Here is a 21902-nt window from a genome sequence, read left to right as displayed (position 1 = left end):
ACGTACATGAGCATCCGCACCCTCATCCGCGGCGGGCTCGTCATCACCGCATCCGACGAGCTCCACGCCGACGTGCTGATCGAGGACGGCCGGGTCGCCGCCCTCGCGGCACACGGCACGGCGGCCGCCGACACCTGGACGGCCGACCGGACGATCGACGCGAGCGGGAAGTACGTCATCCCCGGCGGGGTCGACGCCCACACCCACATGGAGCTGCCCTTCGGCGGCACGGCGGCCTCCGACACGTTCGAGACCGGCACCCGGGCCGCCGCCTGGGGCGGCACCACCACCATCGTGGACTTCGCCGTCCAGACCCCGGGCCACGCCCTGCGCGAGGGCCTCGACACCTGGTACGACAAGGCCGACGGCAAGTGCGCCGTCGACTACGCCTTCCACATGATCCTCTCGGACGTCAACGAGCGGACCCTGAAGGAGATGGACCACCTGGTGGGGGAGGGGGTCACCTCCTTCAAGCTGTTCATGGCCTACCCCGGGGTCTTCTACAGCGACGACGGGCAGATCCTGCGCGCGATGCAGCGGGCGTCGGGCAACGGCGGGCTGATCATGATGCACGCCGAGAACGGCATCGCGATCGACGTGCTCGTGGAGCAGGCCCTCGCCCGTGGAGAGACGGACCCGCGCCACCACGGCGAGGTCCGCAAAGTGCTCCTCGAAGCGGAGGCCACCCACCGGGCGATCCAGCTCGCGCGGGTGGCCGGATCCCCGCTGTACGTGGTGCACGTTTCCGCGGAGGAGGCGGTCGCGGAGCTGGCGGCGGCCCGGGACAAGGGGCTGCCGGTCTTCGGCGAGACCTGCCCGCAGTACCTCTTCCTGTCCACCGACAACCTGGAGGAGCCCGACTTCCAGGGCGCCAAGTACGTCTGCTCCACCCCGCTGCGCCCGCGCGAGCACCAGGCGGCGCTGTGGCGGGGGTTGCGCACGAACGACCTCCAGGTGGTGTCCACCGACCACTGCCCGTTCTGCTTCCGGGGCCAGAAGGAGCTGGGCCGGGGGGACTTCTCGAAGATCCCGAACGGGCTGCCGGGGGTGGAGAACCGCATGGACCTCCTCCACCAGGCCGTCCTGGACGGGCACATCAGCCGCCGTCGCTGGATCGAGATCGCCTGTGCGGCCCCGGCCCGGATGTTCGGCCTCTACCCGCAGAAGGGCACGATCGCACCGGGTTCCGATGCCGACATCGTTCTCTACGATCCGCACGCCGAGCAGGTCATCTCCGCCGAGACGCACCACATGAACGTGGACTACTCGGCGTACGAGGGCAAGCGGATCACCGGACGCGTCGACACGGTCCTGTCCCGGGGCGAACTGGTCATCGACCGGCGCGAGTTCACCGGTCGCGCCGGTCACGGGGCGTTCATCCCCCGCTCCACCTGTCAGTACCTGTAAGCCGCAAGCCCGCACGCAGCAGCAAGGAGCCATGCATGGACTTCGGCCTCGTCCTGCAGACCGACCCGCCGGCCTCCCAGGTCGTCAGCCTCATGAAGCGCGGCGAGCGCAACGGGTTCCGCTACGGCTGGACCTTCGACTCGGCGGTCCTGTGGCAGGAGCCGTTCGTCATCTACAGCCAGATCCTGGCCAACACCCAACGCATGCACGTCGGTCCGATGGTCACCAACCCGGGGACGCGGACGTGGGAGGTGACCGCCTCCACCTTCGCGACGCTGAACGACATGTTCGGCAACCGCACGGTCTGCGGGATCGGCCGCGGGGACTCGGCGATGCGGGTCGCCGGGCGCGCGCCCAACACCCTGGCCCGCCTGGGTCAGGCGATCGACGTCATCCGGGACTTGGCGGAGGGCCGGGAGGCCGAGGTCGAGGGCAACGCCATCCGGATCCCCTGGATCACGGACGGAAAGCTCCCGGTCTGGATGGCGGCGTACGGGCCGAAGGCGCTGGCCCTGGCCGGTCAGAAGGCGGACGGGTTCATCCTCCAGCTCGCGGACCTCTACCTCACGGAGTGGATGATCAAGGCGGTCCGCCAGGCTGCCGTGGAGGCCGGCCGTGACCCCGATTCGATCACCATCTGCGTTGCGGCCCCGGCGTACGTGAGCGAGGACCTGGCCCACGCCCGCGACCAGTGCCGTTGGTTCGGCGGCATGGTCGGCAACCACGTCGCCGACCTGGTCTCCCGCTACGGCGAGCACTCCTCGATGGTCCCGGACGAGCTCACCGAGTACGTCAAGTCCCGCCAGGGCTACGACTACAGCCACCACGGCCGCGCCGGGAACCCGTCCGCCGACTTCGTTCCCGACGAGATCGTCGACCGGTTCTGCCTGCTCGGCCCGGCCGAGGCCCACATCGAGAAGCTCCGCGCCCTGCAGGCCCTCGGCGTCGACCAGTTCGCCGTGTACGCCATGCACGACGCCCGGGAAGCGACGATCGACGCGTACGGCTCCGACATCATCCCGTCGTTGGGCTGACGGTCACACGGGGGACGGGGCCGACCGGGAGGCCGGCCCCGCCGCCGGGCGGCGCCGACGGTGTCGCGGGTGCGGCCGGACGCCGCGAGTAGCTGCCGTGCGCTTACCGGACGGACAGGATCTGTCGGCTGCCACCCGTCTTCCCGACCCTCGTGCCGCTCGGTCCCCGAAGGGGCAGAGCCCCTCTCCACACCAGGTCGTCGGCCGACCGGCCCACCATGATCTGGTAGGTCCCGGGCTCCGTGATCCAGGCCTTCCCGGTTTCGGACCAGTACCGCAGCGCATGCGCCGGGACCTCCACGACGGCGGTCACCGAAGCACCGGGTTCCGCGTGCACCGCGGCGTAGCCGGCGAACCAGCGGACGGGACGCTCGACGGTGGATTCCGGACGGGCGAGGTATACCTGCACGACCTCACGGCCGGGCCGGCCTCCCGTGTTGCGTACCTGTACGCGGACCGTGAACGGTGCGCCTTCCACCGCTTCGTCGGGGGCCTGAACCGCCTCGTACTCCCAGCTGGTGTAGCCGAGGCCGTGGCCGAACCAATAGGCGGGTTCCTTGCCGGCGAGGAGCCAGCCCCGGTGTCCGATGTGGATGCCGTCGTCGTAGGCGAGCCGGCCGCCGACCGGCCGTGCGTGGGTGACGGGTGCGTCGGCCAAGGCGGCTGCCCAGGTGGTGGGGAGGCGGCCGCCGGGCTCGGCGTCTCCGAACAGGACGTCGGCGAGCCCGGCTCCGGCTTCCTGGCCGGGGAACCAGGTGAGCAGCAGCGCACCCACCTCGTCGCGCCAGGGCAGTTCGACCGGGCCGCCGCTGTTGACCACGGCGATCGTGCGCCGGTTGACGGCTGCAACGGCGCGGACCAGCGCGTCCTGGTGGCCGCCCAGGGAGAGGTCGCCGCGGTCGTGGCCCTCGGTCTCGGTGTGCTCGGTGGTGCCGACGACCACGATCACGGCGTCCGCGTCACGTGCCGCCCGTACCGCTTCCGCGAGCGCGGCCGCCGCCTCGGGCTCCGGCGGCGCCGCCGCCACGATCGTGGCGCGCCCGGCCCCCGGGACCAGTTCGCGCCGAGCCGTCAGGAGAACGGGCTCCGTCGTGTCCACGGTGGCCCGCACCGTGTGGAGGGGCGGGTTCACATGGACGACGGCCGGGTCGTCGGTGGTGCACGGGAACTCGCCGTCCAGTACGGTCCGGCCGCCGAGAGTGATGCTCATGAGGCCGAAGCCGGCGATGCCGAAGGTCCATTCCCCCGTCGTCGGAGGCCGGATGAGCGCGCTGATCTCCACGGTCCGTGCGGAGGGACCCACGGGCGGCTCGAGCTGGGTACCCGACAGCCGGTGCTCCGCGTGGAGCTCCTCGCCCGCCTCGTCCAGCAGGCGCAGCAGCACACCCGGCTCCCCCGACCGCGGGTCGCTGCACCAGCGGGTGCCGAGAGGCGCGGGGGGAACGCCCAGTCCCGGACCCGGTACGTGCACGACCCGGGCCAGGCCGTCGAGCCGGGCGCGAATCCCTTCGAGGGGAGTGACCGCGTGCGGGGGGAAGACGCCCGCGCTGCCGCCGCCCTGTACCCGCGGGGAGTCGGCGTGCACGCCGATGACGGCGACCTTCGACAAGGAGGACGGGGCGAGCGGGAGCAGCTCGTGGTTGCTCAGCAGTACGGATCCCGCGGCCACGGTGCGGCGCAGCAGCGTCCGCGTCTCGTCCGCACCGAACGCCGGTTTCCGCGGGCCCCGGTTCGATCCGAGTGCCCCCACGCGTCCGGCCAGCCGGAGCAGGCGCCGCACCTTCTCGTCGATGGCTTCCTCGGGGACGTGGCCGTCTTCGACGGCCTCGACGAGGGACTCCTGCCACGGGCCCTGCGGTCCCGGCATCGCCAAGTCCAGTGCGGCGAGCGCCGGTTCGCGGGCCGAACGCAGGGCGCCCCAGTCGGAGACCACCACCCCGTCGAAGCCCCAATCGCCTTTGAGCGGTTCGGCGAGCAGTGGATTGGCGGTCATGGTCGCGCCGTTCACGCCGTTGTAGCCGGCCATCACCAGCCACACGCCCGCCTCGACAGCGGCCTCGAACGGCGCCAGGTAGACCTCTCGCAGCACCCGCTCGGAAGCCCGCACGTCCACGTGCATTCGCCCCGTCTCCGAGTCGTTGGCCACGTAGTGCTTGGCCGTGGCCGCCACCCCGGCCGCCTGGATGCCCCGGATCAGCGCCGCGCCCGTACGGCCCGTCAGTACGGGGTCCTCCGAGAAGCACTCGAAGTGCCGGCCGCCCAGGGGAGTGCGGTGCAGGTTGAGCGTGGGCGCCAGGACGACGTCCACGCCCTTGCGAGCCGCTTCCGAAGCGAGCAGGCCTCCCAGCTCCTCGACCAGGTCCTCGTCCCACAGTGCGCCGATCGTGGACGCCGAGGGCAGCAGTGCGGAGGTGAGCCGCTCGTCCCAGGCCTCTCCCCGCACCCCTGCGGGTCCGTCGGAGGTCACCATCTCGCGCAAGCCGACGGCCTGTTCACCGGCCGTCCGCCACGTCGTGGCCCCGGACAGCAGCCGCACCTTCTGTACGAGATCGAGCTTCTCCAGCAGTCGATCGAGCACGTCCTCGCCCATCCCCACCCCATCCACGTCTTCCGCTCCCCACTTATGGGAGAGCGCTCTCCCAAGCTTTGGTGTGTGCTGACCCGGCGTCAAGCCCCCTTTGAGGGCGAATCTTCGGCAAAGAGAGAAGGCCCCGCCCGCCCCGTCGCGGAGACGGGGCGGGCCGGGCCGCTACGGAGGGCCGACCGGGTCAGGGCAGCCGGTACTCCGAGTTCAGTACCGTCCCGCGTTCGGGGCGGTACAGGTCGAAGCCGCGCGGGTCGCACTGCAGGCCGCCGACGATGCAGTGGTCGACGAGGGCCTTGAGGGTGCGCTCCTCCCACGCGTTGAAGAAGTCGTAGTGGAAGGAGTAGCCGCGGCCGCTGGCGAGGCGGACCTGGGACATGTCGCCGTTGACCGGCCACGCCATCTTGAACTCGATCATCGGCAGGGCGACGGGGTGGGAGGCCGGGCACATGTTGTCGTTGGTGCCGGGCTTGACGACCGTGTACGACATGTGGCTCTTGTGGTCGGGGGTGTCGAGGTACTTGCCGTCCCAGCAACTGGGTGCCTGGAAGCGGAGGTTGAGCTGGACGTCGGGCCGGTTCGGACAGCTCGCCGGGAAGTCGGTGTTGAAGAAGCTTTCACCGCATTCCCAGCCCTCGACGAAGCCCTTGTGGTCGCGGAACTCCTGGGCGCTCTGCATCGGGTTGCCGACGACGAACCGCAGACCCTTGGGGAAGGGCCGCACACTGGTGTAGTCGGTCACGCCCGCCTTGTAGTAGATGACCTGCGGCCCGGTGGGCAGGATCTTCTGGTCGCCCTTGTACAGCGAGGGCATCCAGTACGCGGAGGCGTCCGCAGGCGCCTTGCAGGTGGTGTTGCCTCCGTAGAGCGAGCCGGTGGTGCTGGCGGCGTTGGTGGAGGTGTTGCCCATGAACGTGTGGTCGTGCGACCTGCCGAACTGGCCCGGGTAGACGATCGGGTCGTCCGGCGCGGTGTGGGTGACGGCGCAGCCGGCCTGGAACTCGTGGTGGTAGGCCGGCGGCGGGGTGGCCGTGGATGGTGTCACACCGGTGACCTGCGGAACCGCCGGGATGTAGCCGTCCCCGTCGGCGTCGTCGCCCGACGCCTGGAGGGAGACGGCCATCGTGTGTCCGCTGTGTGACGCGGCGGACGTAGAGGGGGCCGAGCTGCCGGGATCCGCCGCGTTGGCGATCGCGCCGACGCCCAGGAGGCTGGCGACGAGGGCGGTGCCGACGAGGAGCGCGGAAAGCCGTTTCGGACGTGCTGTCATGGAACTCTCCTGCCGTTCTTGTGGGGGTGGTGTGGGCTGCTCTTGGGCGGGTGGCGGGAAGCGGCTCGTTTCCCGCCACCCGTTCTCCGGCCGCCGCCGGGCGGCCGGAGAGTCATGGGGGCGGCAGCCCCGCGAGGGCGGACGGACCCGTCAGGGCCGCGCCGTCACGCGTTCAGCTGTAGATGCCGAACTCGTGCAGGGAGTAGCCCCAGCCGGTGCCGCGCGCGGTCAGGTTCAGTCGTACGTGGCGGGCGTTGGCCGACACGTTGATCGTGTCGATGTCACCGTTGCCGGTCGTGGTGGAGTGGACGGTGCGCCAGTTGGTGCCGTCGTCGGAGAGCTGTACCTCGTAGGACTTGGCGTAGGCGGGGTCCCACACCAGCTGCAGGGTGCGGATCGCCTTGGAAGCACCGAGGTCCACCGAGATCCACTGGGGGTCGCTCCAGTCGCTGGCCCAGCGGGTGGTGGTGTTGCCGTCGGTGGCGTTGCCGGCGGGGCAGGGGCAGTCGCCGTAGGAGGCCTGCGAAGAGGAAGCGGTGGCGGGCTTGTTCAGGGCGATGTTGGTGCCGCTGACGGGCGGGGCGACGACCTTCACGGACTTGGTCTCGATGCCCAGGTTGCCGCGGCCGTCCTCGGCCTGGATGTAGACCTTCCAGACGCCGAGCTTCTCGGGAGCGGTGACCGCGAAGGTCCCGTTGCCCGTGGAGCGCCACTGGGCCTCGACCAGACGCTTGTCGCCGTTCGCGTAGTTGCCGCTGAGGAAGACCTTGTACGTCAGGGGGTCGTTCTGGGGGTCACTGATGTTGGCGCGGACGGTGAACTCACCGCCGGCCGGCGCGTTGGAGGCCTTGTCGACGACCATGTTGCTGATGACCGGCGGCGTGTTGTCGCCCGCGGTCGACCCGGTGTACGCCTTCTTCACCGCGTAGTACGACAGCCTCTTGAGCCCGTCGGGCAGCAGGTTGAACCAGATGCCGCCGAAGTCGTGCTCGATGCCGTAGTGGAACATCGTGGCGCCCAGGGCGACGCCCTGGTGACCGGTGATGCAGTTCCAGGCGGTGGTGTATCCCTCGGCGGTCTGGACGTCGGTCTTCTGGTCGGGGATGCCGTTGGCGTCGTTCGGCACCTCCCACTCGCCGGCCGGTCCGGTCTCGGTGATGATGTAGGGCTTGTTGTAGCCGCCGTCCACCCAGTCCTGCTTGACCCCGCAGATGTCTCCGTAGGAGTTCATCGAGTACAGGTCGAGGTCCGGGGCGTTGCGCTTGTAGTACGGCCACGCGCCCGTCCAGGCGTCGGTCGAGGTGACCGGGTGGTCCGGGTCGATGGTGTGGATCTTCTTGGCGACGTCGTTCACGAACGTGGTGTAGGCGTTGCGCTGCGCCTCCAGCTCGGTGCCGCTGTAGCAGTTCTGAAGGCCGAGGACGGATTCGTTGCCGACGTTCCACATGAGCGTGGCCGGGTGCGACTTGTAGGTGTCGACCCACTTGGCGAACTCGGTGAGCATGTTGCTCTTGTACGCGGCGTCGGTCACGTAGTTGACGCAGCCGCCGGAGCCGGGGCCGCCGCCGGGCTGCAGCCAGAATCCGTTGATGACCCGGACGCCGTTGGCGGCGGCCGTGTCGAGCAGGGGCTTGCTCGACGCGTCCGTGCCCCAGGTGCGGATGGTGTTGACGCCCATGGACTTCACGTCGGGCATGTACTTCGGGGCGTCGGCGAAGGACGGGCCCCAGGTGAGGCCCTTGACCGTGTACGGCTGCCCGCCGACGGTCAGCTGCCAGTTGCCCTGCGATCCGGCCACGCGCACGGCGCCCTGGGCCGGGGGTTCCACCGAGGTGGTGCCGTAGACCTGGAACTCCCAGAGGGAGTAGCCGTAGCCGCCGGAGCGGACCAGGCCGTTCATCCGCACGTAGCGGCCGCTGCCGGAGATGGCGATCTCGTCGATGCCGCCGTCGCTGCCGGTGACGGACTTGGCGGTGCGCCAGTTCGTTCCGTCGTCCGAGACCTGGATCTCGTAGTTCTTGCCGAACGCACCCTCCCAGGTGAGGACGACGCGGCTGAGGCTGCGGCTCGCACCCAGGTCCACCTGGATCCACTCGGCATCGCGCCACTGGCTGGCCCAGCGGGTGCCGGTGAGGTTTCCGTCGAACGCGGCGGCCGCGGAATAGGCCTCGCCCTCGCTCGAGGAGGCGGTGGCCGTCTTGCCCTGGGAGAGGAGGGTCTCCGCGGCCACCGCGGTGGGAGCGGAGGCAAGGGCCAGCGAGGACGCGAAGAGCGCTCCGAGCGTGACGAGGGCGGCCGCGCCGCGCGTGCGGCGGCGGGGTGGGGTGCTGGTGGAGGGGGGATGGGGGAACATTGCGGCTCCTGGTGTCAATGGCGGTGGGGACTGACCAGCTCTCCCGTGGGGGCGCCTCGCCCGCGCGACAGCGCTCTCTGTGTCGTCGGGCACGGCCCTGCCAGGTGCTCGGGCCTCGCTCCGGCCGGGAATGCCGGGCTGGTCGGTGTGCTCAGGGCCCCTGGGCCGGGGCGGGGAGACCGGTTCACCCAGCCCAGGGGAGTAGAGCCCGGCTCCGTCGGGTCAGCGGAGGCCGGTCGGGCGGTGGAACCCCCGGGCCGCGGCGGCAGGGCGGAAACCGGGCCCGGGGAGTCGGCCCGGCTCCGGTGGGTCACCGGAGCCGGTGGGGAGGGACGGCGTCTCAGGGGAAGGAGACGACCGTCGAGGGAACCGTCGAGGTGCCGGCCGGGACCGTGGACGCCCCGGTGTCGTTGATGACGTGCGCGTAGTGGCCGTTGCCGCCGAGCGACACCGTCAGGAGGCTGTGGAACTTGACCCCCGGCTTGACGGGGGCCTTGAAGCCGTGGTCCTGGATGATCGTCGGATCGACGTTGTAGTTGCTGTAGGAGCCCAGGCCCCAGGCTTCGTGGGTGGTGACGGAGTCGTCCACCCGGTAGGCGGCGTATCCGCGGGTGCTGCCGTTCTGGATGGCGGCCTGGTTGGGCGCGTCGTACGCCTTCTCGTTCTGGTAGAAGACCGTCTTTCCGCGCTCGCCGAACCACTCCACGTCGTACTTGTTGAAGTGCTCGACGAACAGGCCCGTGGCCAGGACGTCGTCACCGTTCACCCGCACCCCGTAGTCGGCGCGGTTGGTCTCCCAGCCGACGCCCTCGCCGTGGTCGGCCCGCCACACCCAGGTGTGGTCGACGATGGCGTCGTCGCTGTTCACGACCACGCTGGTGGTCGCCTTGCCCGCGCCGGCGCCACCGACGCGGATGTAGACGTCCTGCACGGTGGTGGGGTTGGCGGCGTGGTCGGCGGAGGAGTTCTGCGGACCGAGCTCCAGCAGGGTCGGCGAGTTGACCGGTCCGGCATCGATCAGGAATCCGGCGAGACGGACGCCGTCGACGTCGGCGACCTTCATCGCGGTCACCCCGTTGTCCGGGATGATCGTGGCGAGGCCCAGGCCGAGCACGATGGTGTTCGCGCGGTTCACGTTGATGGTCTGGTCGACGTGGTAGACGCCGGGCGTGAACAAGAGGTTCAGGCCCTGGGCCAGCGCCTGGTTGATCGTGGCGGCGGTGGTGCCGGGCTTGACCACGTAGAACTGGCTGAGCGGGACGGAATCGCCCTGCGGGGTGCCGTTGGCCCAGCTGGTTCCGCGGGCGTTGGTGCGCTTGGCCGGCGCGAACACCTTGTACTCGTTGCCGTCGACGTAGAGGTAGGGCTTCTCGCGGGAGACGGGCGTGGTGTCGAGGGTGGTGTAACGCGGCTCGGGGAATGCGTTGGCCGGAGCGCCCTCGACGCCGGAGAAGGTCTGGTTCCACACGCTGTTGGACCAGCCGCCGATGGTGCTGTCGCGGGTGTACCACTGCTGCTGCGAGTAGTTGCCGACCTGGCCGTCGACCTTGGAGTCGGCGATGTAGCCACCGCTGGCCCAGCCGTAGCCGTTCGGCGCCAGGTTGAGCGAGCCCTTGACGTGCATGCGGCGGAAGGAGGACGCCTGCGAGACCGCCCAACGGTTGGTGCCGCTGACCGGGTTGACGGTCAGACCCTCCACACCGCGCCAGAAGTTCTGAGTGGCGTTGCCGTTGAACCAGCCCGCATCGACCGTCACGTCACCGTTGATGGTGGTGTCGCCCGGGCGCAGGCCGAGACCGGCGATCTGGGTGTAGAAGCCGACCTGCGCGTTGAGGTTGTTGTACGTGCCGGGCTTGAAGAGGAAGGCGTGCCGGCCGCTGCCGAACTGCGCCGACTCCTGCTCCTGGAAGACCCGGTCCAGCTCGGCCTGGATGCCGGGGGTCGACGGATCCACGACGTGCACGTTCGGGCCGAGGTCGCCGCCGCCCGGCAGGACCGGGCCGGTGCCTCCTCCGCCCGTGCCGAACACCTGGAACTCCCAAAGCGAGTAGCCGTATCCGGTGGCACGGGTCACACCCTGCATCCGGACGTAGCGGGCGCTGCCCGTGACGTTCACGGTCTCGGTGCCGCCGGCTCCGGTGGTCGTGGAGTAGGCCGTGGTCCAGTGGGTGCCGTCGGTCGACAGCTCGATCCGGTAGGCCTTGGCGTAGGCGGCCTCCCAGCGCAGAACGACCTTGCCGAGTTCGACGGCGGCTCCGAGGTCGACCTGCAGCCACTGGGCGTCGGAGGAGGCACTGGCCCACCGGGAGCCGTTGTCGCCGTCGACGGCGTAGGTGGCCGGGGTGCCGTAGTGCTCCTGGCTGGAGGCCGTGACCGCCTTGCCCTGGGAGAGCAGTGCCGGCTCGGCCGGTGCGGCGGGGGCCGGGGGTGCGAGCGCGAGCAGGGTGCCGAAGAGGGCGGTGGTGACGGCCCCGGCGATCCCCCTCCGGGTTGCGAGAGGACGTCGTCTGCGTGGCGATGCGTCAACAGGTATGCCAGTAGGCATTGGTGCTCCTTAACGAACCTGAAACGGGAGAGCGCTCTCCAGACCTTGCCCGTAACGCAATCGACCGGTCAAGGCCCTTGCCACTCTTTTCTTTAGTCTTTCATTAAGTTCCGAGGTGAGAGGGGGTGGACGTGTGGGGCGTGCGGGGCGGATCGTCCGGCAGGCCGTCTCACGCCCCGTCACCATGGCTTTACGGATGGAGACTTCCGCGGTCGCCATGCCTTCGGAGGGAAGGCCGGGCTCCCCTGCGGGGGGCCGCCGAGCCCGTGCTCGCGAGGCCGGCCGGACCGGCCGTGGCGTCCCGCAGGGCCGGGGTGTCCCGGGCAACGGTGTCGCGGGTGGTCAACGGGACCCGCAACGTGGATCCCGACATCCAGGAACTCGTCCGTCACGCGGTCGAGCGGACGGGGTACAGGCCCAACCGGGCAGCCCGGTCCCTGGTGACCCAGCGCACGGAAACGGTTGCGCTGATCATCTCCGGCGCCGGGGACACCTTCGCCTCGCGCGTCTTCGCCGACCCGTTCTTCGGACGGGTGGTCAGCGGGGCCATGGGGTACCTGCGGGCGCACGCGATGCACCCGGTCATCCTGGTCGCCGAGTCCGGGGCCGCCAGGGAACAGGTGGTGGACTACCTGGGCCAGGGCGCTGCCGACGGCGCGCTGGTGGTGTCGATCCAGGCCGGCGATCCCCTGCCCGCGATGCTCGTCGCCGCACGGATCCCCGTGGTGCTCTTCGCCCGTCCGGAACCCGCGCAGGCGGTCAGCTACGTCGATCTCGCCCACGCCGACGGAAGCCGGCTGGCCGCCGAACACCTCCTGGCCCGCGGCCGCCGGCGGATCGCGACGATCTCCGCTCCCCAGTCGATCCCGGCGGCCAAGGACCGGCTCGACGGGTTCCGTGCGGCGCTGACCTCGGCGGGGATCTCCGAGGTTCCGGTGGCCGAGGGGAACTTCACGGTGGACAGCGGCGCGGCGGCCATGACCCGGTTGCTGATCGGCCATCCGGACGTGGACGGGGTGTTCGCCGCGAACGACCTGATGGCCCAGGGTGCTTGCCAGGTCCTGCGCGAACAGGGCAAGCGGGTGCCCGAGGACGTCGCCGTCATCGGCTTCGACGACTCGAGCGTCGCCGCGACGTGCCGCCCCGCGCTGACCACGGTCCGCCAGCCCGTCGAGAAGATGGCCGCTGAGATGGCACGCCTCTTGGCGGAACACATCCAGGGCACCCGCACGGAACCCGCTTCGATCGTCTTCGACGCCGAACTGGTCGTACGCGATTCAGCCTGAACCGTTCCGCTGGGCGAAGCAAGGGGCCCGCCCGGTGCCGCACGCCCGGCGTGCGCAACGGGCAGGCCCCCACGACCTGCGTCCGCCTACCTGATGTCCTTGAGCTGGGAGACGAGCTCCGGCCACGCCGCGTAATCCGCGTAGTCGCTGCCGCAACGGCTCAGTGAAAGCTCCCGGGCCGTGACGTCGATGCGTCCGCCGTTGGCCCGCAGGTGCTGGAGCATCCGGCGTGACTCGTCCACGGTGTCGGGGTAGGTCAGGTGCCAGTCGCCGGACGCGTACGCCCGTTCGCGCTGGACGAGCCGGGCCAGCACCGAGTCGTCCCATTTGAAATGGTGGACCTGCGGGAAAGCCTCCTCGGCGGGCATGAGCTTGCCCGCCACGGCCCCGTGCTGGCCGAGGTGCAGCCGTACGTCACCGCGCGCCAGGGTCACCTTGGACGATCCGCCTCCCGGCAGACGCAGGGTCACGAATCCGGCGAGCGGGTACTGCGTCCAGATGGATGCGTTCGGGTCCAGTGCTGCCAGACTCCCGTCGGCGGCCACCCGGTCCAGCAGGGCACCCTTGACGTGGTCGTAGCCGCCGGCTTCGCACGCGGCGATGACGTCGGACAGCGGTCGGTCGTAGACGTGGAACTCGTCGAGGTCCGCGATCACCCACCAGTCGTCGGGATGGCGCCTCATCTGCGCCCAGATCAAGTACCCGTTGAGGTCCTCGTCCCAGGGGCCCTGGTGCACCGCGGCGAAGGAGATGCCGTGGCGCGCGACCACGTCCTGGGAGCGCCGGAAGTCCGGATCGTCGAAGGACTCGATGTGCCGGGCGATGTGGAAGGACTCGACACCCATGCTCCGGTAGTGGGTGATCGCGGAGTCCAGCAGGCCGGTGTCGGCTCCGACAACGGATACGAATCGAATCGTCACGTCAGATCTCTCCCGTGTTCGTTGAGTGCTGAGCCGCCGTCCCGGGCGAGCCGGAACGCTGGTCGCCCCCGGCGCCGCGCGAAGCCCTCCGCACGAGCAGGAGTACGGCGGCGAGTGCGCACAGACCGGCGCAGATCCAGAAGACGCTGCGGTAGCCGGCCTGCGCCGCGACCACTCCGGTGATGGCGCCGGCCAACAACTGGGCGATCGGAAAGGTGGAGGAGTAGAGCGCGGACACGGTGCCCGTCCCGCCGGGGACCTCTTGCTGCACCACCACCATCGGGATGCTCGTGATCACCGCGATCCACAAGGCGTTCGGCAGCTGAAGGGCGATCAGCACGGGCGCCGAGCCCGCCATCGGCAGCAGGCTGAAGAAGACGACGGCGAGGACCACGGCGGCGGCCACGACCCGCATCTTCCCGATGCGATCGGCCAGCCGACCGATCGTGATCATCAGGGGGATCTCCAGCGCCGCGCAGACTCCGGCCATCAACCCGACCAAGGAGGGCGACAAGTGCAGGTCCTTGGTCACGTACAGGGCGATGGAGATGATGTACATCCCGTTGGCGACGTTGACCGCCGTCACCGCGCCGAGCAGGAGCCAGGAGCGGGACGGCACGGTGGCGGCGAGGCGGCGGAGGGCCGAACCACGCCCCTCCGCCTTGTCCCTGGGCTCCGGCCGGGGAGGTGGGGGCAGGGCGGGAAGGAACCAGCGCCCGAGGATCGCGGTCAGGAGGAGCAGGCCCGCGGCGCCCGCGTACATGCGCCCGAACCCGGCGTGGACCAACAGGAAGAGGCCGACCGGCGGACCGATCACCCATCCGGCGGAGAAGACGGACCGCACCGAGGAGCTGAACGGGGTCACCTCTCTGCCGGTGTGATCGGCGAACTCCTTCACGTACGCGAACATCTGCGAGATGTAGGCCTCGTTGAGACCGAGGAGGACGGCTCCGGCGGCGAACACCACGGCGTAGTCACGGGCGCCGGCGAAGACCAGCGCACCGGCCACCCCTGCCAGCGCGGTCGAGGAGAGGGCGATCCTTCTGTCGGGCAGCCGGTCGGAGAGCCAACCCATGGCCAGATTGATGCCGATGCCCGCGACGGCGCAGCCCATGAAGTACAAGCCGATGAGCCCCGGCCCCGCACCCACGGCATCCGCGAGGAACAGGCTGAGCGTGGTGCCGAACACCGACATGGCGAGGGCGTAGCATCCTGCGGCGATTCCCAGGGACGCCGTCGTCCCGCTGGACCGGCGTCCGCCGGGGGCGTCCTTCCCGGTTTCGCCGGTGGTGGAACGAGCGGGCTTCACGTTGTTCCCCCGGTGTCCAGGTGGTGCGTACGCCAGCGGTCGTCGTGGGCCGCCAGCCATGTCCCGACCGAATCCGCGCACGGGAAGGCCGCGAGGCGAGGCTCGACGGGGGCTCCGATCACGACCGCCTCACCGACGCATTCGAGCATCGGAATGTCGTTGGCCCGGTCGCCGAAGGCGACCGCCTCGGCCGGTGTCACGCCCGCCTCCTCAAGAATCCTGCGCACCGCGTGTCCTTTGGAGGCGAGGGGCGACAGCACCTCGACCGGTCCGCCCTCCTGCGGTGTGCAGGAGTAGGTGATGGTGACCTCGAACCCCAGGGCCTGGGCCTTGCGGGTCAAGTCCCCGGCATTCAGGTCCCCGCTGCGGCAGAGCAGCTTCGTGATGGGCAGAACACTGCTGGTGAGCTCCGTGATGTCCGCACAGAACCCGTCCGCGCCCGTATCGGTGGCCGGCCACCAGGCGTATCCCGGCTCATAGCCGAACGCGGACTCGAACTCCGTCGCGAAGCTGACGTGCGGATCGACCCGGCGCAGCGCCTCGCAGAAGTCCCGCACCCGTTGCCCGTCGAGCGGAGCGAGGATCAGCGTCCGACCGTCCACGACTTCCGACGCCCCGTTCGAGGTGACGATCCGAAGGGAGAGTTCCTTGAGGGCTGCCGGCAGGTCGGAAAGACAGCGCGAGGGGCGCCCCGTCACGAAAACGAGACGGGCCCCGCCCGCCGAGACCTGTCGCAGCAGGTCGATGTCCTCGTCGAGGACGAGACCGTCCGGACGCACGAGAGTCCCGTCGAGATCACAGAAGACGGCCCTGATCAATTCGTCCCCCGTTGACGCCGTATCGCGGTTCCGCGGCTCACCAACACCACGAGGTTCCTGAAGGCCGCGTAGAACCCCGCGCCGGGATCGCCGCTCCGTACGCCTCGCCACGCCACCCTGCGCGCCTTCCTCAGCTCGTGGCGCAGCGACATGATGGGCAGCACCTTCAGGAACTCGCCGTGGGCCTGGCCCGCCCCGTAGGCCCGGACGCTTCTCAAGTCGTCCCGCACGCTGAGGGGTTTATGCCAGATGACCGCTTCGGGGACGAGCCGGACGGGTATGTTCGACCTTCGCCGGCGCAACTCGAAATCTCGGTCCTCGCGCCATTTCATGGCGGTGCTGAAGTGGTAGCCGCCCATCTTCCGCACGATGTCCGTGCGGTAGAGCAGCGGCGGGCTGTAGGCGTTGACCTTCTTCGTGACCAGAGGGTCTTCCGTCAGCCGTCGCGCCGAGGCCACCAGTCGGCTGCCGCGGCCTTCGGACTCGAACCGGACACGCCCCTTGACCAGACCGTGGGACGCTTCGGCCCGCATCGAGGCGATGGCTCCGGGCTCGAACACGCAGTCGGAGTCCATGAGCAGGACCAGGGGCGTGACCGCCTCCGTGATCGCCCGGTTGTAAGCCAGTCCGATGCCGCTCTCCGGGGTGCTCAGGACGGTCACGTGCGATGCGGCTTTCGCATAGGTCCTCAACCCGTCGAGGAACCAGTCCGGGGAACCGTTGGTGGAGATGATGACGGGGCAGGGAACGTCGATGGAGGCCAAGCACCGATAGACCAGGGGATCGTCGCGAACGGGGATGATGACCGTCAGGTCTGCGCCGGTGCTCAAGGAGACCTCCTCGGCCGGCTCACCGCTGCTTCGAACCGGCTGACCAGGGTGTCGGGATCGATGTCCGTCACCCGGCGGTGCGTCCCTGGCCCCGGCTCGAATCGAATGGCCCCGCGGTTCACCGGATCCGTGTCAACGCAGATCGTTCCCGCCTCGGCCTCGTACGGCATGGCGCCGTCCGCCATGATCAAGGCCGCCACAACGTCCCAGATGGGTTCGCGGTCCGTGCTCTCACCGCGCGGTGACTCGCGCTCCAGCTTGTCCAGAGCGGCTCCCAGCGGAGTGCCGGTACGCCTGATCCGTTCGACCACCACCGGTCTCAGCCGCGGGGCCTGCAGAACTTCGAGCGGCACCATCACCACGGCCTCCCACCCCGCCGACAGACACTCCTGCAGGGCTTCGGGGTCGGCGAACGCATTGAACTCGGCGCGCTCCGTGACGTTTCCGCTCCTGATGGATCCACCGGCGATCCACAGACGGTGCCGCGCCACTCCCGAGGACCCCAGTGCGCGCAGGGCCCGGGCGATGTTCGTGAGGGGGCCGATGCCGAGCACGTCGGAGCCCTCGGACCGGGTCAGGGCCGCGGCGAGCACGTCGGGAGCCGATCCGTCCGCGACGTCGGCGTCCCAGAAGCCGTCGTTGTCCGGACGGAGCGACGCCAGGTAGGTGTGCGCGGGCAGAGCCGACACGATCCCGCGCACCTCCTCCCGGACGGGGGTGTGCCACCACAGGGGCTTTTCGCATCCGCGGACGACGTCGACGTCGACGTCGACGTCGAGCAGGTGATCGCGGGTCAGCGTGCGCGCGTGTCCCGTGGAGATGGCGGCGGTGGTGTTTCCGAACACCGTGGTGATCAGGCGAGGGACGCGTGGCAGGGCGAAGAGGTAGTGGAGCGCGAGGGCGTCGTCGTTGATTCCCAGCGTGTCGGTGTCGACGATCAGATCGCGTTCGGTGTCCTGCTCAGAACTCAACGGGGGCTCCCGAGCTCATCCAGTGCCGGAGCGCTTGCGCATAGCCCCGGCCTTCGTTTTCGAGGAGGGCTACGGCGTCCTGCGGTCGTAGCACGCTGACGGAGGTGACCTGTTCGGCTCCGACGGGGTTCGTGGGGGGACCGGTGAGCTTCCCTTCGACCACTCCCCACAGCCAGGCCTTCAAAGGGAAGGGGGCGTGGGGCCTGTAGGGGACGCGGTGGTAGGAGACGCCGCTGTGTGCGGCGAACCAGTGGGGTCGCCCCTTCATGAGGAATCCCGCTTCTTCGAGTAGCTCGCGGCTCATGCACGCGTCGACCGACTCGCCTTCTTCCCTGGTTCCACCGGGGAGGAAGGCCGTGCCGTCGGCGAGCCGACAGACCACGACGCCGTGCTCGGCAAGGGGGATGGCCCGAACGCTCTGGACCACTTCGTCCGGTGGCCGTTGGTCGGTGAACCTGACGATGGTCTGGGCCCACTCCCAGTCCTCTAGGTGCTCCCGCACGTCGGCTCCTGGGCTCGTGTCGCCTCGGCGATGAACTTCAGATCCGTCCGGTAGGTCACGAACGATTCCGCGTACGGGACTCCGATGGCCGCCCCTTGGAGGGCGTCGGCCGTCTCGATGCCGCTCGTGGACCGCGGGTGCGGGTCTGGCTTGGTCTGGTGCTGGTAGCACGCGATCGCGGCCTGCTTCTGTCCGTAGTGTTCGGTGATGTCGAGGACGGCCGTGGCCTGCTCGAGTTGAGAGCTCCAGGAGTCCTCGGGACACTGGTAGCCGAGGATCACGGACGGTGTGTGGTGCCCGGCCCCTCGGTTGCGGCATGCCGCGAATGCGGCTTGGTGGACCACCTGGTGGTCCTGGTGGAAGGCTCCGCGGGTCGGCAGCAGCACCAGTTGGGGCCTTACGCGGTCGATGGAGATCGGCGAGCCGGACTCCATGGAGGCGATGAGCCGCGCCGATTGCGTGTGCAGTGTGTCGTGGTGATCCCCGTCTTCGATCATCACGTGAAAGTCGCTGACGCCCAGCTTGTTGCAGGCCTGCGCGAACTCCGTGCCCCTGTCGGCGGCGACCCGGGCCGTCGCCGGGCCGCCCGTGTTGATCCCGTGCTGGACGATGAGCTGTACGAAGACCTGCATGCCGGAGGCCGCGAGCGTGGCGATGGTGCCTCCACAGCCGAACGTCTCGTCATCGGGATGCGGTGCGATCACGAGCACGCTCCCCCGCTTCGTTCTCATTTCTCCCCCGTTCGCGTCTCCATGGATGCGGTGCGCTCCTCCGCCGCGGGCTCCTGCCCGGCTCTGAGGGTTTGGTAGCCGGGAACGCGCACGAGCCTGGTCGTGCGGAACGCGCGTGCTTCGTGCAGACCCTCGGGCAGCGACCTGTCTCCTGTGGTCAGGAGCACCAGGTACTGCTCCACGAGGTGCGTCGTGCCCCAGAAGGCGGCCGCGCACCCGCCTCCGAACCGAACGTTGATCTCCGTGAAGACGATGCCGTCGGGCTGAAGGAATCCCTGAACGCAGGAGGGTCCTACGACGTGCAGCTCCTGCAGCAGTTCGGCAATGAGCTGTTCGAGTTCCGGGTCGTGGAAGGTCTCGGTGACGGTGGACATGCCGGAGCGGGTTCTCAGCCTCCGTCGGGCGACGACGAGCGGCAGCCCCGAGCCCGTGTACAGGCAGTCGGCGGAGAACTCCTGCCCCGTCAGCACTTCCTGGACCAGTCCGCCGGGGTTCCGGGCGAGCCAGGCATCGAGTTCCGGCCGACTGGAGCAGACCATGGAGTCCGCCCCGCCGCTGCCCGCGCGTTTCTTGACGAACACGCCGGCGGCCGGAAGCGGGCCGGCCCGCAGGCCGTCGGCCGGGAAGGAGACCGGTGTACGGAATCGGGCGTCCCGGCTCAGCCGGCTCGCGAACTCCGCCTTGTCCGAGCAGACCCGGACCGTTTCGGCCGAAGGCATCCACTGGGCCAGGCCCAGCTCGTTCAAGGCGTCCACTTCGCCGGCGGCGTAGCGGACCTCGGCGTCCGTGTTGAAGCTGACGTGGCGGGCTCCGAACTCCGTCGCCACCTTCGCGAGGGCTTCGAGGTAGGTGCGGCCTTCCGAGGCGGGAGGGAGCAGGCTCGCTCGGTGGGAGTTGGCCAGGAGGGCGGGGCAGAGGGGATCCGCGTCGGCCCACAGGACGTCGTACCCGAGCTGCTCGGCTTGCAACGCCACCGCATAGCCGGAGGCACCACCGGTTCCGGTGACGACTATGCGCATGCGGTCCATCGCTTCCTCGCGCTCGAGGGAGAGGGGAGTGCCGTCGAGCCCACGTCTAGCCCCACTCCCCGCGGGCCACGATCTCCCGGACCCGCTCGCCGAAGGTCGGGTCGGCACCCGAGTAGGGATGGGCGACGACGGTGCCGTCTCCGAGGAAATGGGCCATCCCGCGGCCCATCTTGCGGCCCGCCTCGGTATGGATGTCGAGTGCGTAGTCCGGGATGACCGGGCCGCGCAGGCCCTTGTTCATCGTGTGCCGCGACCACATGCAGATCTCGTCCGTGGTCTCGTCCTTGGGGAGCGCCACCAGGTAGCGGACGGCTTGGACGAGGAAGCCCCAGCGCTCGCCGGTGCCCCGTTGCATGCGTGTGCCCACGCGGTTCAGTGACTCGACGACGAGGGTCTGTGTGAACGTTCCGTCGTTGCAGTCAGAAATGGAGATCACCAGGAGTCGGGTCCACAAGTGTGCTTCGAGCTCAGGGCTCGTCTCGTACATCTCCCGGGCGACGAGGAGGGCTTCCTCCAAGTTTCCCCTGCGGATGTATTTCTGCAGGGCGGATATCAGTTCGTCGCACTGAAAACCCCGGACGCTCACCACGTCTGCCCAGGGATCTCGCGTGGTCGGCGGCAGAGACATTCTTCCTCCTTCACGGTTTGGTGCACCCCGCGGTGTTGTCGTTCGAGGTATTTGCTCGTCTTCGCGAGATCCCGAACGGAGCTGCCACGAGGTATTCACGACTACAAACGTAGATCGCGATGGCCGGAAGAGGCAGCATGTTTCTCGCCTCATCGATTGGTGGGGGGATGTCATGGTTCAGGTATGAATTGGCGGCCGCTGCGAACGGTGGTGCGGGCCGGCTCGCGCGGTGCGCCCGGCGCGGTGCGGGCGGCTCCTCGCAGCTCAGGGCGCAGGGAGGCGAACTCTCTTCCTTCATGTATTAATAAAAGCCATACCTCAAGGTGATTGGCTGAATGTTGCCCCTGGGGTTGAGGTGCCTATGGTGCTGAGGCGGTTTGAGCAGGCCGCCTGTAGGGAGGTTGTGGCCCTGTCGGTGGGGTGGGAATCGGCCACCTCCTGTCCTGCATGGCTTCAATTAATTCGTGAGGGAAGAGTCCTCCGCCTCGCACCTTCCTGAGCTGCGAAGACTGTTCCGCGGGGCGTCGCCCGGGTGTCGTCTGTGGCGGTCCAGTCGTCGGCGCTCCGTCATCCATGGGGCTTCAGATCCGGATATAACGCCCCCGGGTGGGCGGCTCGAAATTCACTGTAGGTTTCCAGCCGCGATGATCTACGTTTGCAGCGGCGCCATGTGAAAAGGCGCATTTCTGGTGTGTCGGGCTTTGTGATTCGCTCCGACCCTGTGACGTCCACCTCGGATTCGGCGACTGTGAAAATGGAGTGATAATGCCCGATCTCAGCCACGCCCTGCGGGACTGGTCCATGCCGGGATATCGGCTGCAGTCGATGATTCGCTTTGCGGAGCGCATGCCGGTGTTCTCGGAAGCGTTTCGCTACTCCTTCGGCCTCGTGGACCGCCCCATGTACGCCTACGGTGTGCGCAAGGCCGTGGAACTGGCTCGCTCGCTGGGGCGCGGCGGAATCACCGTCGTGGAGTTCGGAGTGGGGGGCGGCGGAGGCCTGGAGGCCTTGAGCCGGCATGCGCGCAGGTACTCACGAAGCAGCGGGATCGACGTCCACGTCTTCGGGTTCGACTCCGGTGAGGGACTGCCCGAACCCGCCGACCACCGGGACGTGCCCTACATGTGGGCCCGGGGGCAGTACCCGCCGCGGCGAGGCGAGCCGCTCTCCGGGCTCGCCGGTTCGGCCGGGCTCGTGCTCGGTGACGTGTCCGAGACCGTACCCGAGTTCCTGCGCACCCACGCGGACCACCTGGCGAAGAACCCGTTGGGGTTCGTCTCCTTCGACCTGGACTACTACTCCTCGACCACGTCGGCCCTGGCACTGTTCCGCGACGCGGACGACGATCACCTGTTGCCACGCGTCACGAGCTACTTCGACGACATCCTGTCCATCGTCGAGGAGACCGGAGAACTCGCCGCGATCGCCGATTTCAACCGTGCGGCGAAGCAGGGAACCGTCGGAAAGGTGAACGCCCTCCGCGCCCACCTCCCCTTCGACCCGGTATGGGCTGACCAGATCTTCGAGTACCACCGCTTCGAGCACCCGGACTACAGCCGCCACGAGTCGGCGCGCAACGACCCGAAGTGGCGCCCCTGAACGGATCCACGGGGCCGGCCCGCGGCGCCCCGGAACAGCCAGACGCCCGGCTGGGTGTCCCAGCCGGGCGTTCTGCGTGGGTGAGGA

Annotated in this window: 17 protein-coding genes; 4 read left to right on the top strand and 13 right to left on the bottom strand. The window is 69.2% G+C overall.

Annotated elements, in window-relative coordinates; all coding sequences use genetic code 11:
• Nucleotides 1-6 precede the first annotated feature (6 nt).
• Together hydA and OHA37_RS06935 are read left to right on the top strand one after the other, a co-directional pair.
• Nucleotides 7-1407, top strand: a complete 1401-nt coding sequence (hydA, locus tag OHA37_RS06940; RefSeq protein WP_266903459.1) for a dihydropyrimidinase — start codon at nt 7-9, stop codon at nt 1405-1407.
• A gap of 35 nt (nt 1408-1442) precedes the next feature.
• Nucleotides 1443-2441 (top strand): TIGR03842 family LLM class F420-dependent oxidoreductase, encoded by a 999-nt coding sequence (locus OHA37_RS06935; RefSeq protein ID WP_266903458.1) that lies wholly within the window; start codon nt 1443-1445, stop codon nt 2439-2441.
• Nucleotides 2442-2544: 103 nt separating this feature from the next.
• On the opposite strand, the gene OHA37_RS06930 is transcribed toward OHA37_RS06935, so the two are convergent.
• From OHA37_RS06930 to OHA37_RS06915, 4 genes are all read right to left on the bottom strand, one after another.
• Entirely contained in the window at nt 2545-5031 is a 2487-nt protein-coding gene (locus OHA37_RS06930) for a glycoside hydrolase family 3 C-terminal domain-containing protein (protein WP_266912567.1), read from the bottom strand.
• A gap of 178 nt (nt 5032-5209) precedes the next feature.
• The gene (locus OHA37_RS06925; RefSeq protein WP_266903457.1) at nt 5210-6295 is read right to left on the bottom strand and encodes a DUF1996 domain-containing protein; all 1086 of its coding nucleotides are present in this window, start codon (nt 6293-6295) and stop codon (nt 5210-5212) included.
• Between the two features lie 172 nt (nt 6296-6467).
• Nucleotides 6468-8648, bottom strand: coding sequence for a discoidin domain-containing protein (locus tag OHA37_RS06920; protein ID WP_266903456.1), 2181 nt, complete (start codon nt 8646-8648; stop codon nt 6468-6470).
• Between the two features lie 340 nt (nt 8649-8988).
• Nucleotides 8989-11193 (bottom strand): discoidin domain-containing protein, encoded by a 2205-nt coding sequence (locus tag OHA37_RS06915; RefSeq protein WP_266903455.1) that lies wholly within the window; start codon nt 11191-11193, stop codon nt 8989-8991.
• A 266-nt stretch (nt 11194-11459) separates the two neighbouring features.
• Here OHA37_RS06915 and OHA37_RS06910 point away from each other — a divergent pair, with 266 nt between their 5' ends.
• Nucleotides 11460-12479 carry a LacI family DNA-binding transcriptional regulator gene (locus OHA37_RS06910; RefSeq protein ID WP_266903454.1) on the top strand — a complete coding sequence of 340 codons (1020 nt, stop codon included), beginning with the start codon at nt 11460-11462 and terminating at the stop codon, nt 12477-12479.
• An 86-nt stretch (nt 12480-12565) separates the two neighbouring features.
• Here OHA37_RS06910 and OHA37_RS06905 read toward each other — a convergent pair whose 3' ends face one another.
• The 9 genes from OHA37_RS06905 to OHA37_RS06865 are packed head-to-tail and all read right to left on the bottom strand — an operon-like array spanning nt 12566 to nt 20105.
• Nucleotides 12566-13399 carry a hypothetical protein gene (locus tag OHA37_RS06905; protein WP_266903453.1) on the bottom strand — a complete coding sequence of 278 codons (834 nt, stop codon included), beginning with the start codon at nt 13397-13399 and terminating at the stop codon, nt 12566-12568.
• A gap of 1 nt (nt 13400) precedes the next feature.
• Complete coding sequence (locus OHA37_RS06900) at nt 13401-14708, bottom strand: sugar efflux transporter (RefSeq protein ID WP_266903452.1); 1308 nt, start codon at nt 14706-14708, stop codon at nt 13401-13403.
• A complete protein-coding gene (locus OHA37_RS06895) occupies nt 14705-15526 on the bottom strand; it encodes an HAD family hydrolase (RefSeq protein ID WP_328693193.1) in 822 nt (273 codons plus the stop codon). Before OHA37_RS06895 ends, OHA37_RS06900 begins: the two co-directional genes overlap by 4 nt.
• A complete protein-coding gene (locus tag OHA37_RS06890; protein WP_266903450.1) occupies nt 15523-16356 on the bottom strand; it encodes a glycosyltransferase family 2 protein in 834 nt (277 codons plus the stop codon). The genes OHA37_RS06895 and OHA37_RS06890 overlap by 4 nt, the downstream gene beginning before the upstream one ends.
• Complete coding sequence (locus tag OHA37_RS06885) at nt 16353-17327, bottom strand: nucleoside hydrolase (RefSeq protein ID WP_266903449.1); 975 nt, start codon at nt 17325-17327, stop codon at nt 16353-16355. The genes OHA37_RS06890 and OHA37_RS06885 overlap by 4 nt, the downstream gene beginning before the upstream one ends.
• A complete protein-coding gene (locus tag OHA37_RS06880; RefSeq protein ID WP_266903448.1) occupies nt 17317-17829 on the bottom strand; it encodes an NUDIX domain-containing protein in 513 nt (170 codons plus the stop codon). Before OHA37_RS06880 ends, OHA37_RS06885 begins: the two co-directional genes overlap by 11 nt.
• Complete coding sequence (locus tag OHA37_RS06875) at nt 17814-18533, bottom strand: PIG-L deacetylase family protein (RefSeq protein ID WP_266903447.1); 720 nt, start codon at nt 18531-18533, stop codon at nt 17814-17816. Before OHA37_RS06875 ends, OHA37_RS06880 begins: the two co-directional genes overlap by 16 nt.
• Nucleotides 18534-18556: 23 nt before the next feature.
• The gene (locus tag OHA37_RS06870) at nt 18557-19579 is read right to left on the bottom strand and encodes an ATP-grasp domain-containing protein (protein ID WP_266903446.1); all 1023 of its coding nucleotides are present in this window, start codon (nt 19577-19579) and stop codon (nt 18557-18559) included.
• A gap of 55 nt (nt 19580-19634) precedes the next feature.
• Nucleotides 19635-20105: a hypothetical protein gene (locus OHA37_RS06865; protein ID WP_266903445.1), complete on the bottom strand. Its 471-nt coding sequence runs from the start codon at nt 20103-20105 to the stop codon at nt 19635-19637.
• 876 nt (nt 20106-20981) lie between these two features.
• On the opposite strand from OHA37_RS06865, the gene OHA37_RS06860 reads away from it, so the two are divergent.
• Nucleotides 20982-21815 (top strand): hypothetical protein, encoded by an 834-nt coding sequence (locus OHA37_RS06860; protein WP_266903444.1) that lies wholly within the window; start codon nt 20982-20984, stop codon nt 21813-21815.
• Nucleotides 21816-21902 lie beyond the last annotated feature (87 nt).

Origin of the sequence: Streptomyces sp. NBC_00335 (assembly GCF_036127095.1) — a bacterium.
In the GTDB taxonomy this organism is placed as follows: domain Bacteria; phylum Actinomycetota; class Actinomycetes; order Streptomycetales; family Streptomycetaceae; genus Streptomyces.
This window is presented reverse-complemented; position numbering and strand designations above follow the sequence as displayed.

What these genes read in the sequence shown, in the direction of transcription:
- OHA37_RS06925 (WP_266903457.1), bottom strand. Translation starts at nt 6,295, where the DNA reads ATGACAGCACGTCCGAAACGGCTTTCCGCGCTCCTCGTCGGCACCGCC.
- OHA37_RS06860 (WP_266903444.1), top strand. Translation starts at nt 20,982, where the DNA reads ATGCCCGATCTCAGCCACGCCCTGCGGGACTGGTCCATGCCGGGATAT.
- OHA37_RS06935 (WP_266903458.1), top strand. Translation starts at nt 1,443, where the DNA reads ATGGACTTCGGCCTCGTCCTGCAGACCGACCCGCCGGCCTCCCAGGTC.
- OHA37_RS06930 (WP_266912567.1), bottom strand. Translation starts at nt 5,031, where the DNA reads ATGGGCGAGGACGTGCTCGATCGACTGCTGGAGAAGCTCGATCTCGTA.
- OHA37_RS06915 (WP_266903455.1), bottom strand. Translation starts at nt 11,193, where the DNA reads ATGCCTACTGGCATACCTGTTGACGCATCGCCACGCAGACGACGTCCT.
- OHA37_RS06870 (WP_266903446.1), bottom strand. Translation starts at nt 19,579, where the DNA reads ATGCGCATAGTCGTCACCGGAACCGGTGGTGCCTCCGGCTATGCGGTG.
- OHA37_RS06920 (WP_266903456.1), bottom strand. Translation starts at nt 8,648, where the DNA reads ATGTTCCCCCATCCCCCCTCCACCAGCACCCCACCCCGCCGCCGCACG.
- hydA (WP_266903459.1), top strand. Translation starts at nt 7, where the DNA reads ATGAGCATCCGCACCCTCATCCGCGGCGGGCTCGTCATCACCGCATCC.